10 protein-coding genes are annotated in these 14,698 nt (G+C 30.1%); 7 read left to right on the top strand and 3 right to left on the bottom strand.

Annotation, left to right across the window (positions count from 1 at the left end):
- Positions 1 to 77: 77 nt before the first annotated feature.
- The 3 genes from D2A34_RS01275 to D2A34_RS01265 form a co-directional block, all read right to left on the bottom strand.
- Positions 78 to 944 carry an IS3 family transposase gene (locus tag D2A34_RS01275; protein ID WP_243128235.1) on the bottom strand — a complete coding sequence of 289 codons (867 nt, stop codon included), beginning with the start codon at positions 942 to 944 and terminating at the stop codon, positions 78 to 80.
- A gap of 32 nt (positions 945 to 976) precedes the next feature.
- Positions 977 to 1,654, bottom strand: a complete 678-nt coding sequence (locus D2A34_RS01270; protein ID WP_119365407.1) for a helix-turn-helix domain-containing protein — start codon at positions 1,652 to 1,654, stop codon at positions 977 to 979.
- 112 nt (positions 1,655 to 1,766) lie between these two features.
- Complete coding sequence (locus D2A34_RS01265) at positions 1,767 to 2,249, bottom strand: hypothetical protein (RefSeq protein ID WP_079441517.1); 483 nt, start codon at positions 2,247 to 2,249, stop codon at positions 1,767 to 1,769.
- Between the two features lie 300 nt (positions 2,250 to 2,549).
- On the opposite strand from D2A34_RS01265, the gene D2A34_RS01260 reads away from it, so the two are divergent.
- The 7 genes from D2A34_RS01260 to D2A34_RS01230 all read left to right on the top strand — a co-directional run bounded on the left by D2A34_RS01260 (position 2,550) and on the right by D2A34_RS01230 (position 14,484).
- Positions 2,550 to 3,896 (top strand): alpha-amylase family glycosyl hydrolase, encoded by a 1,347-nt coding sequence (locus tag D2A34_RS01260; protein WP_119365477.1) that lies wholly within the window; start codon positions 2,550 to 2,552, stop codon positions 3,894 to 3,896.
- Between the two features lie 68 nt (positions 3,897 to 3,964).
- Positions 3,965 to 5,938, top strand: a complete 1,974-nt coding sequence (gene pulA, locus D2A34_RS01255; protein ID WP_119365476.1) for a type I pullulanase — start codon at positions 3,965 to 3,967, stop codon at positions 5,936 to 5,938.
- A gap of 28 nt (positions 5,939 to 5,966) precedes the next feature.
- Entirely contained in the window at positions 5,967 to 6,737 is a 771-nt protein-coding gene (locus D2A34_RS01250; RefSeq protein ID WP_079441520.1) for a DUF4931 domain-containing protein, read from the top strand.
- Between the two features lie 520 nt (positions 6,738 to 7,257).
- Positions 7,258 to 8,973: a ribonuclease J gene (locus tag D2A34_RS01245; protein ID WP_079441521.1), complete on the top strand. Its 1,716-nt coding sequence runs from the start codon at positions 7,258 to 7,260 to the stop codon at positions 8,971 to 8,973.
- A gap of 294 nt (positions 8,974 to 9,267) precedes the next feature.
- The gene (locus tag D2A34_RS01240) at positions 9,268 to 10,443 is read left to right on the top strand and encodes a DegT/DnrJ/EryC1/StrS family aminotransferase (RefSeq protein WP_079441522.1); all 1,176 of its coding nucleotides are present in this window, start codon (positions 9,268 to 9,270) and stop codon (positions 10,441 to 10,443) included.
- 776 nt (positions 10,444 to 11,219) lie between these two features.
- The gene (locus D2A34_RS01235) at positions 11,220 to 12,380 is read left to right on the top strand and encodes a MerR family transcriptional regulator (protein WP_079441523.1); all 1,161 of its coding nucleotides are present in this window, start codon (positions 11,220 to 11,222) and stop codon (positions 12,378 to 12,380) included.
- Between the two features lie 391 nt (positions 12,381 to 12,771).
- The gene (locus tag D2A34_RS01230; protein ID WP_119365475.1) at positions 12,772 to 14,484 is read left to right on the top strand and encodes a methyl-accepting chemotaxis protein; all 1,713 of its coding nucleotides are present in this window, start codon (positions 12,772 to 12,774) and stop codon (positions 14,482 to 14,484) included.
- Positions 14,485 to 14,698: the final 214 nt, after the last annotated feature.

Genomic DNA, 14,698 nt, shown 5'->3' with positions numbered 1-14,698 from the left:
TGAACTGCTTCCCGTCAAGTAGACAATTAAAAAAATAAAAAAATTTTCTGCCAGTGGGTCTAACCTGCTGGCAGTTTTTATGCTGCATGTAAATATATTTCATGCTTTTCCATCGGTGTTAATACACCAAGATTTCTCTGCAAGCGTATATTGTTGTAATAATCGATATATTCTTCAATCATCTTTACTAAAGACATCTTATCTGTAAATTGTTTTCCGTAGTATCGCTCTCTCTTGATAATTCCCCAAAAACCTTCCATCGGTCCGTTATCAATACATTTTCCAACTCTTGACATACTTTGTGTCATTCCTGCATCTGTAAGCTTTTGATGAAATACACGGTTGGTATATTGAAAACCCCTGTCACTATGAAAAAGGGGATGAGCCTTCGGTTCTTTCGCAATAGCATCATCTATAGTATCAAATACCAATGAGTTATTGTTAGTATCTCGAATAACATAAGATACGATTCGGCGATCATAAAGATCCAAAATAGCACTTAAGTAAACTTTACGCTTCTCACCATGAACATAATACTTGAATTCTGTTACATCAGTAAGCCATTTTTCATTCGGAGCGGAAGCACTGAATTCTCGATTTAAAAGGTTCTCCGCAATATATTGAGGATTCTTAGCCTGTCTAGTACAACCGTTATTCTTATATTTTATGGTAGATTGAATATCTAGTTTACGACAAATACGCAATACACGCTTATCATTCACTTTGATATCATGATAGCGTTCTAGGTCATCTCGAATTCGTCGATACCCTTTGTCTGGACTCTTCTCGTGAATCTTTTCAATCTTGTCAGCAATGAGCCTATTTTCACTTTCATTCAAGGTAACATCTCTTTTTAGCCACTTATAGTAACCAGCTCTTGAAACCCGACCAAGTTTGCATAAGGCTTGCACAGGATAATTATATTTTGCATTTTCTTCTTTGATTGCCTGATAAATATATTCATGGCGAACTCGGCTTAGCCCCGCCTCCTTTCTATCTCCTCGAGTTTTTTTAAGAAGGAAACCTCCATTTCAGCTCGTTCCTTTTCAGCACGTAAAATCTTGTTCTCTGCTCGCAATTTTTCCAATTCATTCATCTCAGCTTCGGGTTTACACTTCCCGCGCCTGTCTTGAAGGCCATCTATTCCAACCTTTTCATATTTCACAGTATAGCCTCTAGCCTGTTGATATGAAATCTGGTATTTTTCTGATGTTTCTTTATAATTATGTTCATGTGCAATGCAGTATTGTACAATTTCAACTCGTTCTTCAAATGTGGTTTTTCTTCCTTTGATCATGATCGTTTTCCCTCCTGCTCCATAAGCTTTCAGCTTCTCATGACCATTATACTTCAAAACCCATTTAGATATAGTATCATTTGATGGAATTTTGTATTTTACGGCTAATTCTTGCAATGAACCTTCTCCACAAATATAAGCATTAACAACCTTATGTTTAAAGGCTGAGCTATAGCATGCATTATGTCCAGTTCGGATAAATGCGCTTTCTCCGAAAGTCCGATATTTAGCAATCCACTTTCTAAAAGGTGCGCTGGTCACCCCATATTTCTTTGCAATAGAATCATAGCTACCTTTTCCATCTAAATGTTCTTTTACTGCCTGAAGTTTTTCTTTAGGTAAGATATTTCTAGACATAAAATTACTCCCTTCTAAGTAAAACAGTTTTATTATTTCAACTGTCTACCTAGAAGGGAGCATATCAGTTTAAATATTAGCTTTGTTCTTTATGCTATGTATTAATAAAGTATTATCTTAAGAATTGATTCAATATATCTTGAGTATTTGGTTTAGAACCGTTAATTATATCTCTATATTCTTTTAATCTTTTATCCTCTTCTTCTGTCAAACTTTGATTAGATTTTTTCTTTTGGATTAAAATTTTGAAATCTTCGTAATCATCATTACCCAATCTTCCTTTTATTATGCTGTCAAGAAGCGTATGCAAAGTTTTTTGTTGTTCTTCAGAGAAGGCAGTACCATTATCTTTACATTTTTTTAGTTCCAATAATTGTTTTTTCTGATCAGGGGAAAGATATTTATAATTTTCCTCACTAAAAATATTAAGAATTCTATTTTTTTCATCTTTATCTTTTTGTGAGTAAAAAACAGATAATTCTAAATCAGGCTTGTAATTAAGGATACTATTTGCTATTACTGGGCTTGAAAGTGCTATTAGACAATTCAGTACAATAAATAAAGAGATTAATAATTTTATGGTTTTATCATTCATGTTCATACCTCCATGGATATTTAATTTATGCAATTATTATGTGACAAAATTAAGAAAATTATTATTATTATTGCTAAGTTGTTGAATAATTATTTTATTATATAAATAAAGCTTTTAATTACATATATAAGAACTTATGTTAAATATAGTGTAAAAAATAATGGTTTGTATTTTAAATTACATTAAACTTCTATATAATAAAAAAGTATTTATATGAATAAAATTTACAATTATAAATATGAAATAATAGTATATTGAAAAAAGTGGTATAATGTATAAAGGGGAAAAGGGGATGAATTTATGAATACATGGATTAAGGAAAGCATTTTTTATCAATTTTATACACTTGGAGTTTGCGGAACATTGGAACCCGGCAAGGTATATAAAGAAGAGAATAGATTAGCTAAAATAGAAAACTGGATACCTCATTTGAAAGAAATGAGCATTAATGCTATTTATTTTGCACCAGTATTTGAATCAAGCTACCATGGATACGATACGAAAGATTATTATAAGATTGATAAAAGACTTGGAACTAATGAAGACTTTAAGGAGCTATGTAATAAACTTCATAATAATAATATACGGGTAATATTAGATGGGGTTTTTAATCATGTAGGAAGAGAATTTTGGGCGTTTAAGGATGTTCAGAAGAACGGACGAAATTCTAAGTATTGCAATTGGTTTTCAAATCTTAATTTTAATAGCAAAAGTCCAATGGGTGATGAATTTAATTATCAAAGTTGGAATGGGTGTTTTGATTTAGTTAAGCTTAATTTGAGAAATCAAGAAGTATTAAATCACTTATTACAAGCCGTGGGACTTTGGATAGATGAATTTGAAATAGATGGCTTAAGACTAGATGCAGCAGACAGTATAGATTTTGAATTCTTTAAAGTCTTGAGGAAATTTACTGAATCTAAAAAGAAAGATTTTTGGCTTATGGGTGAAGTTATTCATGGAGATTATACTAGGTGGGCAAATAAAGAAAATCTAGATTCTGTTACTAATTATGAATGTTATAAAGGAAATTATTCGAGTCATAATGATAAGAATTATTTTGAAATAGCATATTCATTAAATAGGTTATTTGGAAATGGCGGAATATATAAGGATCTATGCCTATATAATTTTGTTGATAATCATGATGTTAATAGATTAACAAGCATCCTAAAAGTTCCGGAATATGTATATAATGCTTATATATTATTATATACAATGCCAGGAGTACCTAGTATTTATTATGGCAGTGAATTTGGTATTAGAGGTGTTAAGGGAAAAGGTACGGATTTACCTCTCAGGCCGGAATTAGAGCTTGGAAAAATAGAACAAACAAATAATGAACTATACGAATTACTTAAGAAGCTTGGAAAAATTAGAAGCCAGTGTGAAGCATTAAAATATGGGAATTACGAACAGGTAGTTGTTAAAAATGAACAGTTTGTATTTTCTAGAACAAGTAATAATGATAAAGTTTATGTGGTTTTAAATCTAAGTGATAAAGAAAGTAGTTTAAATTTTAAAATGACTTTTTCTGAGGGAATTGATCTATTGGATGATAATGAAACCTTGGTTAATGGCGGAGAAGTTTATATAAAAGTTCCTGCCTTTTCAGCTAAAATAATCAAGGAATTAAAAAGAATTTAATATAAAATTTTCTATAAGTCTCATCTGAAATAATATGACTAATAGGACTAATAAGGGGTAATAATATAATGAATTTATTAGATAATGATTATAATAATTATACAGGAAAATTGGGAGCAGAATATTCTAAGGAGAGTACAAAGTTTGTATTATGGGCACCAAATGCTAATAATGTTAGATTAGCTTTATTCGGGGATGACGGTAAAAATTATACAAATGCACCATTAGAAATATTAGATATGAATAGAGGTGCACAGGGAACTTGGAATATAGAAGTTAAGAGAGACTTGAAAGGCGAATTTTATAATTATTTAGTTACTAATAGCGGTAATGAAAGAGAAGTAACAGATCCCTATGCTAAAGCATTAGGTGTAAATGGGAATCGTGGTATGGTTATTAATTTAAGAGAAACAGACCCAGTAGATTTCCATAAAGATGAGAAGCCAGAACTAAGTAGTGCAGTCGGATCGATAATATATGAAGTCCATGTAAGAGATTTTTCTGCAAATGAAAATTCGGGAATCAAACCTGAAAGGAAAGGAAAATTTATTGCATTTTGTGAATATGGAACTACGGTGCCAGGGAGATATACTAAAACTGGTATAGACTATTTAAGGGAGCTAGGAGTAACCCATATTCATTTGCTCCCAGCCTTTGATTATGAAACTGTTGACGAAAGTAAACCAGATGTGCCACAATATAACTGGGGATATGACCCAAAAAATTATTTTGCGCCAGAGGGTTCGTATTCTACAAATCCTTTTAGTGGAGAAAAAAGAATAACTGAGTTTAAAGAAATGGTTAAATGCCTACATAAGTCTGGATTAAGAGTTGTTATGGATATGGTTTATAACCACACTTATAGAAGTTATGAATCTAATTTAAATTTGGCAGTCCCAGGATATTATTATAGGCAAGATTCTAATGGTAACTTTTCTAATGGATCTGGTTGCGGTAATGAATTAGCATCAGAGCGATATATGGTAAGAAAGCTAATTGTTGATTCGGTAGTATATTGGGCAAAAGAGTATCATATAGATGGATTTAGGTTTGATTTAATGGGACTACATGATATTGAAACCATGAAATTAATCAGAACCGAGTTAGATAAAATAGATCCGACTATAATTATGTATGGGGAAGGATGGACTGGTGGGTTGTCGCCATTAAATGGGGAAGATTCGTCAGTAAAACAAAATATATTCAAATTTGATAAGATGCAGATAGCTGCTTTTAGTGACGATACCAGGGACTCAGTTAAAGGGCATGTATTTAACATTAATGAAAGAGGATATATAAATGGAAGAATAGGCCTGGAAGAAAGCATTAAATTTTGCGTAGTTGGTGCTACCGGCCAAAAGGGAATAAATTATGATAAGGTTATGTATTCACATTGGGCATGGGCTAATGAGCCATACCAATGCATAAATTACATTTCTGCTCATGATAATTATACATTGTGGGATAAATTACACATGACTAACGAAGATTCTTCTTTACAGAAACGTAAAAATATGAATAAGTTAGCGGCGGCTATAGTGCTGACATCTCAAGGAATTCCGTTCTTCCAAGCAGGAGAAGAATTTTTAAGAACAAAGAAAAATGAAGATGGAAGTTTTAATCATGATAGTTATAACGCACCAGATAGTGTTAATAGCTTAAACTGGGACAGCGTTCATGAGTATGAAGAAATCGTGAATTATTATAAAGGACTAATAAAATTAAGGAAAAAGTATAGAGCTTTTAGAATGAATTCAAGTGAAGAAATAAAAAAGAATCTGATATTTTTAGAGTATGGAGAAGATTTTTATAAAGAAAATGTTGTTGCATATAAGATTGAAGATAATAGTGGGAAAAATTTATCTAACACTATAGTTGTAATATTCAATCCAAATGATGAGGAAGCATTCGTAGAGTTAAAAGAATGTGGATGGAGTGTTCTTGTTAATAAAGAAAGAGCAGGGGTCGATGAGATTTATGCTATAGCTGGAAACAATGTAACTGTTCCTTCAAAGTGTGCACATGTTTTAATTAAAAAATGATTTTGATGGAAGGTTTTTGGTGATATAAATGGAAGAAGAAAAGTATTTAGTATTTTTAAATGATATAAATAAGGATAAGCCTAATGAATTTCAAAAAATAAATATAAAAGAATGTCCTTTTTGTAATAGAGACAAACTTACAGATATTATCGATGAAAAGGGTCCATTTATGTTACTTAAGAACAAGTATCCAACCATAAAAGACACTTGTCAGTTAGTCATTATAGAGACCTATACTTGTGAAAATGATATGGGGGAATATTCTGAAGAATATATGGAAGACTTAATAAGGTTTGGTGTAAAGCACTGGTTAAGGATGGAAGGCAGTGGAGAATACAAATCAGTTATATTTTATAAGAATCATGGACCAAGATCAGGTGGAAGTTTAAAACACCCACATATGCAAATTGTAGGTATTGATGATATAGACTATAAGTCAAGAATAAAGGATGAATACTTTAATGGGATAGAAATCCATAAAAGTGATAATTGTTTGGTAAATTTATCCCATACACCATTTAATGGATTTACTGAGTTTAATATAATAATAGATGATGATTTAAATGCATTAAGTGAACTTTCAGTTAATCTTAGAAAAATAGTTCACTATCTTTTAAATAATTATTTTGTAAAATGTGATAGTTTTAATATATTCTTCTATCACTTTAAGGAAAAGATAATATGTAAGGTTATGCCTAGATTTACAAGTTCACCACTACTCCTTGGGTATGGCATCAGACAAATCTCAAGCTGCGAAGAAGAAATTGTAGATAAAGTAAAATCGTTATATTTCCAATAATATTAAGTTTTAGTTTCTATACATATCAAAATGTATAGAATTATATAGATAAACAACGTGATAATTAAACTTAGACATGATAACTCGCAAAATGAGTAGCATACGTTTTGTTCCAGTTTCTAAGGAATTTTCATGGGTGATTCTAAGAAAAAAGTTGCTTCATAAATGCTAGCCTCGAAGGCAATGCGCTCACAGAGAAAGTACGAGAATCCAAATGTAAAATTTGGACTCTCACTTTTTGAACTAGCATATTTGGAACAACTTTTTTTCTAAGAATAACTACCACAAAAATTCCTTACGAAACATTATACAAAAGTATGTTACTCATTTCTAATTGGGTTATAATTCAAAGTGTATATTAAATTTACGCTTTGTTTATCTATGATATGTGAATAATAGCATTATAGTTTTAAGATTATAATATTAACTATTTTAGTGAAATAAATTTTAATTAATACTTATATATTTAATAGTATTTGTAAATAATTAGATTAGGCAATATATATTAAGGGGTGAAAAAATGGATAATAATGAAATTGAAATTAATAAACCTAAGACGAATAAAAAAAGCAAAGCTAAGATGATGTCATTAAAAATTATTCCATTAGGTGGGCTTGGCGAAATTGGAAAAAACATGACAGCTTTTGAATACGACAATGAAATAATTGTTATAGATTGTGGATTAGCATTTCCGGATGAAGATCTTTATGGAATTGATATTGTAATTCCGGATGTAACATATTTGATAAAAAATAAAGATAAAGTCAAAGGTATCTTTATTACTCATGGACATGAAGACCATATAGGTGGATTGCCATATATATTAAAGCAAATCAATATACCTGTATACGGCACAAAACTTTCACTTGGACTAATTGAATTGAAACTAAAAGAACACGCTATTCTTAGTGATTGCACTCTAAACATGGTGGAACCAGCGGAAACAGTGAATTTAGATAAATTTAAGATTGAATATATTAGAAATAATCATAGTATTCCAGATAGTTGCTCAATTGCATTACATACACCAGTGGGAGTTGTTGTCCATAGTGGAGATTTTAAAGTAGATTTTACACCTATAGATGGAAAAGTCATGGATTTACAAAGGTATGCTCAATTAGGTAAGAAAGGCGTATTACTGCTAATGGCGGATAGTACCAATTCTCTTCATAAAGGTTACACAATGTCAGAAAAAACCGTTGGTGAAACTTTAGAGAACCTATTTAGCAAAGCTACTGGTAGAATAATTGTTTCTACCTTTGCATCTAATGTTCATAGGTTACAACAAATTAGCAATTGCGCTGTAAAGTATGGAAGAAAGATAGCATTTAGCGGAAGGGGCATGGAAAATGTATCGGAGGTAGCTAGGGAACTTGGTTATTTAGTCATACCAGAAGATATGGTAATAAGCTTAGATCAAATAAAAAATTACCCCAATGATAAGCTAACTATCGTTACAACAGGAAGTCAAGGGGAATCAATGGCAGCACTTACAAGAATAGCAGCATCAACACATAAATATATTCAAATATTTGAAGATGATATGGTTATAATCTCAGCAACACCAATACCAGGTAATGAAAAAGCGGTATCCAATGTAGTAAATGAACTGATAGAAAAGGGAGCCAATGTAATATATAAATCTATAGAAGAAATACATGTTTCAGGTCATGCTTGTGAACAAGAACTTAGATTGATTCAAGCTTTATTAAAGCCTAAATTTTTCATTCCTGTTCATGGCGAATATAAACATTTAATTACACATGCTAAGATTGCTCAAAGTATGGGAATAGATAAAGATAATACATTTATACTAGAAAATGGAGATGTACTTGAATTAACTAGAAATAGTGGAAAGATAACGGGAAAAGTTCCATTTGGAAGAGTTCTTGTGGATGGTATGGGTGTAGGCGATATAGGAAATATGGTACTTAGAGACAGAAAGAATTTGGCTGAAAATGGAATAATAACTGTAGTTATTGCTATAGATAGGAGAAATAAGGTGATAATATCAGGTCCAGACATTGTTTCAAGAGGTTTTGTTTATGTAAGAAATTCTGAGGAATTAATTGATGAAGTTAGAAATATTGTAACTGATGTTGTGGAAAAGTGTTTAGATAAAAATATTACTCAATGGGCAGAAATAAAAAATGGTATAAGAAGAGAAGTTGACAATTTTGTATATATGAAAATGAAAAGAAAGCCTATGATTTTACCAGTGATTGTTGAAATATAAAAAGACTTTTAGATAATGTCTGTATACCAAAAGAAGAAATTATTTAAAATATAAAATAGTTATTTAATAATGATAAAACCACCTATTTTAGATTGATATTGGCTTATGGAGAAATCAACTACGATAGGTGGTTTAATTAATTTATGAACAAAATAAATTTCGCCTTGACTCTGACCTAAGGTATGAGTTTATAATAAACTTAAAGGATTATTAAAATGTTATTTTATCCTTGATTTGTGTAATAAGAAATTTATTATTAAAAACTTTATCTAAATTAGGAGAGGATTGAATTATATGAAGAAAATACCATTTTCGCCACCTGATATAACAGAAGAGGAAATACAAGCTGTTGCAGAGGTGCTAAGATCAGGGTGGATTACATCTGGCCCACAACTTTCTAGATTTGAAGAGGGAATAGAAGAGTACTTGCAAGTAAGTAGAGCATTAGCGTTAAACAGCGCAACGGCTGCTATGGAATTAGTACTTAAGGTATTTGATATAAAAGAAGGAGATGAAATTATAACTACTCCTTATACTTATACTGCAACTTCCAGTGTAGGCATACATAGAGGCGTTAAGCCAGTATATGTTGATGTTAAGAAAGACACTTTCATGATGGATATAGATAAAATTGCAGAAAAGATTACAGATAGAACAAAAGTAATCATGCCTGTAGATATTGCAGGATTACCGTTTGATTACGATGCGTTAAAGAAAGTATTAAAGGATTTAAATAGAGAAGATATTATAATAAATTGTGATTCAGCTCATTCCTTTGGTGCAAAATATAAAGGTCAACCTGTTGGATCTCAATGCGATTTTCATTCATTTTCATTCCATGCAGTTAAGAATTTAACCACAGCTGAAGGTGGAGCTGTTACTTTTAACAATAATAATTTTAGAGGACATGAAAATCTGCTTCAATATATGAGATTTACAGCAATGCATGGTCAATCAAAAGATGCTTTGAGTAAGCTTAAGGCTGGGGCTTGGGAGTATGATATTATAAATGATGGACTAAAATGCAATATGACTGATATGAGTGCAGCTATTGGAATTGTTCAGCTTAAGAGATACAACCAAATGCTTGAAAAGAGAAGACAAATATTTAAGACTTACAGTGATATCTTATCAAAAGAAGATTTTTCAATAATACCAGTTACAAAAGATGATAATGGAACTGAAACATCATATCATTTATATCTTTATAGAGTTAAAGGATTTAATGAAGAAAAGAGAAATATTGCTATCCAAAAGTTAGCTGAAATGGGAATTGCAACAAATGTTCATTATAAGCCACTTCCGATGCTGACATTGTATAAGAATTTAGGATATGATATCAAAGATTATCCAAATGCTTATGCTCAATATGAAAATGAAATTACCCTTCCAGTGTACACTACACTATCATTAGAAGATGCAGCGTATATAGCTGAGGAAACTGTAAAAGTAATTAAAGAGATACTATAAGTTATGTGAAACTTACCGAAATTATAAACATTTTATCCGCTAGCCAACTCCTGGATAAGTTCAACTAGAGATTTAGGTGGAGATTGGCTCCACCTAAATCAAGTTTCACTTAATTCCGAAAAACTATGAAAATATCGCTGAAAGGTTCTATCAACTTTAGCATGCTCCAACTTTCAGTTTGACAAGCTAAAGAGAAACAACCGCTAGCGGAAACTCGACTCACGTTCGTTCGCTGAGTAAGCGATTCACACTAAATCAAAGATTTAGGTTCACTGCTTAAGAACCTTTAACAGCTCATTTTCAAATGTTTATAATTTCTAGTGAAGATATCAAATTAAAGTTTTAGTAAATTTGTAAATATGTTTATGGAATAAGTCAAGTGTTTAAATTAGATATCTATATAGGACTATGTGATTAACTATAAATTTATATCTACTAAGCCCTTATAAATCAATATGTTGGTAAACCAATCATAATCTTAACATATATTTTGAAATATAACCCAACTAGAAATGAGTAGCATACTTTTGTGGAATGTTTCATAAGGAATTTTTATGGTAGTGATTCTTAGAACGAAAGTTGTTCCAAACATGCTAGTTCAAAGCTTGCCTTTGAGGCTAGCATTTTGGGCACAACTTTAGTTATTAGAATCACCCATAAAAATTCCTTAGAAACTGGAACAAAAGTATGCTATTCATTTCGGTGAGTTTATTGGATAAGTCTAAGTTACATGTTGTTTATCAATAAATATATTAAGCTTAATTGGAGGGACGATATTGAAAATAGGTGAATTTGCCAAAAGATCAGGAGTAACAGTAAAAACATTACTTCATTATGATAAAATTGGACTTTTAAAACCATCTGAAAAGACTGATTCGGGATATAGAATTTATTGTGAAGATGATTTTTTGAAGTTGCAGCAAATTACAACTTTAAAGTTTATCGGATTATCCTTAAGCGAAATCAGCCATACAATTAACGAAAGTGGAGAAAATCTAGAGCATATGATAACTATTCAAAAAAAAGCACTAGAGGAAAAGAAGAAGCATATAGAATCAGTTATAGCTGTTTTTAATAAAGCTGAAAATAAGGCAAAAGAAAGTAAATTTATAGATGTTAACAATTTAATTAATATCATTAAGATAACCAATATGGAAAAAAGCGTAAAGGAACAGTATAAGAGTGATAAAAATCTTAATCTAAGAAGTAATCTTCATAGTTATAATATCAATAAAATAGATTGGGATAAGTGGTGCTTTAATCAAATGTATTTTCCTGATCAAGCAAAAATATTGGAACTTGGATGTGGTGTAGGAAAGTTATGGTATAAAAATAAAGATAGTATAAATAAAGAATTAAGTATTACTTTATCTGATTTTTCTAAAAGCATGCTAAAAATTGCAAAGAATAGATTAAAAGAAATAGATCATGAATTTACTTATCAAGAGATAAATGCAGAAGATATACCCTATAAAGACGGTAGCTTTGATGTAGTTATTGCACAACATATGATTTATTTCGTACCTAATATAGAAAAGGCTTTATCTGAAATAAGAAGAGTACTGTCACCCGGCGGCATATTTTATGTGACTGCTAATTCTTGTAAATCAATGTATGAACTTAATGAACTGGCAGAAAGTTTTGCACCAAATCTTGGATTAGATAGTAACGGATTTTCCAATAGATTTGATTTAGAAAATGGTAGAGCAATTCTTCAAAAGTATTTTAATAAGATTGATATAGAAGTTTTAGACGGAAAAATAATAGTCAATAGTGCAGAACCAGTAGTATCATACAAAGCATCGACCATACAAGGAAGCTCGGTTTTAATAGGGGAACGAAAAAAAGAATTTACAAGATATTTAGAGGAATACATTAAAAAGCATGGCAACATTTCTATAACCACAAAAGCATGTATGTTTAAAGCGAAAAAATAAAGGATAAAGAAGACATTTTTATATAGTGTCTTCCTTATCCTTTATTTATTTTATTATACTTCGTATTCATTATCTGAATTACAGTATTCTATTTAAATTTTAATAAATATTTATAAAGAATATTAGTTTTTTATTAATATATGATATTTTAAACTGGTATATTTTGATAATTATATATTTTTGTGGACAGATGTTTAAAAATAGGGTATAAATTGATATAATGGTAAATGAAAATCACTATCAACTAAGAAACCGCAATTTACTTTTAGTAGCTGATATTTCTTCAACTTATATCAATTCACAATGAATAATTAATTAAAAGGAATGAAATTTTAATTAAATTGATTATTTTTATAAATATTAGACAATAGAAAGAGGAGGAATTTAAAAAATGTACAATAAATTGTATCAATTAATATCTCAAGAATCAGTAAGCCAAAAAATTAAAAAACCTTTTTTGGTAATTATAGCATTTACTTTAGTTAGTATGATCATAACTGTTGGAACTTTATATATGTTTTCTAAGAAGACAAATTCGTTATATATAAAGTCATATGAGATTTCAGACAACATAGCTAACATGAGAATTAATCTCCAGAAAATTGAAAAAGATCTTTACAAGGCAATTGGCGAAGATGATAGAGAAGAAGAGATGAAATATTTAAGATTGGTTGATGAAGAAGTAATAGTTTTTGATAAGAATTTTACAAACGTAAGAGAAGTGTTTCCAGCGAATAATGAGATGATTATTAGACTTGAAGAGGCAATAAAATTAGCTGAAAGTAATAGGGCGGAAATAATAAGTTTACTTAATGAAGGAGATAAAGCTTCAGCAACATCAATAATTCAGAGTACATATTCACCACATATTGATATTATCGTAGAAAGGATTTTGGAAGTATATGAAGAGTCTCAAAAAGAAACAGCAAAATTTCTACAAAGAGTTACTGTGGTTAATAATATTATTTTAGGATTTATAGTTATTTTTATGTTTATTATAGTAGCTGTTACATCAACAGTAAGTAGATTATTAACCAACATATTTATGAAAGGAATAAATAATATTAAAGAGATATCGGAAGAACTACTATATGGAAATCTTAAAGTAGAAAATAAATATGATCTTAATGATGAAATGGGTGGAATGGCGAATAATTTAATTGGAGCTATTGAAATGATAGATTCTTATGTTGATAATATTACAACATTATTAGAAGAAATATCAGTTGGAAATCTAAATATAGAGTTAAAGGAAGAAGTTGAATATAAGTGTGATTTTATTCCTATACAGGAATCACTTGAAACTATTATTGATAGATTAAATGAAAACTTCTATAGTATAGGTAAATCTGTAGATTTAACTACTAATAGTTCAGAACAAATATCATTGATTACTAAGGATCTTGCAGATGGAGCTACAAATCAAGCAGCAATAATTGAAGAACTTTTTGCAAGTTTTAATGAGGTTTTAGCTAAAGTTAAGATAAATTCAAAAAATGCAGAAGAGGCTAATAGGGTATCAAAAAACACTAAAAAAATTGTAACAGAAGGCAATTATAAAATGGAAAGATTAATGGATTATATGAAAGATATAGCTGAGTCATCTAATCAAATTGCAATGATTACAGGTACTATAGAGAATATTGCATCGCAAACAAATCTTTTAGCTTTAAATGCTGCAATTGAAGCAGCTAGAGCGGGTGAGTCAGGAAAAGGCTTTGCAGTAGTAGCAAATGAAGTGAAAAATCTTGCTCAGCAATGTTCTCTTGCAGTAAAGGATACTAATGCTTTAATAGAAAACTCACTAATTAGAATAAAAAATGGCGAGAATTTAGCTAAAGAAGCTTCAGAAGCATTAAATAGTATAGTAGTTAATGTTGATGATAGTTCTAAGTTAATAAAAGATATATTCATTGAATCATTTGAACAAACAAAAGCTATAACACAGATGACAGATAATGTTGATCAAATATCTGGAGTAGTTCAAACAAATTCAGCAAAGGCACAAGAAACTGCCGCATCTACTGAAGAGTTATTGCGTCAAGCACAGAACATAGCTGAAAAAATGTCATTATATCAATTAAAAAATTCACTTGCTTGTTAAAATAAATATTAAGACAAAGAAAATAAAAGAAAAAAATAGCACAAAAGAGATAATTAACAATAATGAATTTATTTCAGGATAAAGAGAAAAATTAATTACGGGCAAATTTCAAGAGCTTTTCATGTAGAAAATGTTGATAGAGCACAAATCTCAGCAAAATTTGAAAATGGAGAATTACACATTATCTTACCTGTTATCTCATTTTTTTTGTGGA

The sequence above is a fragment of the Clostridium chromiireducens genome (assembly GCF_003575225.1).
GTDB classification, from domain to species: Bacteria; Bacillota; Clostridia; order Clostridiales; family Clostridiaceae; genus Clostridium; species Clostridium chromiireducens.
Note: the sequence above shows the minus strand (reverse complement) of the source record. Positions and strands in the feature narration are given on the sequence as shown.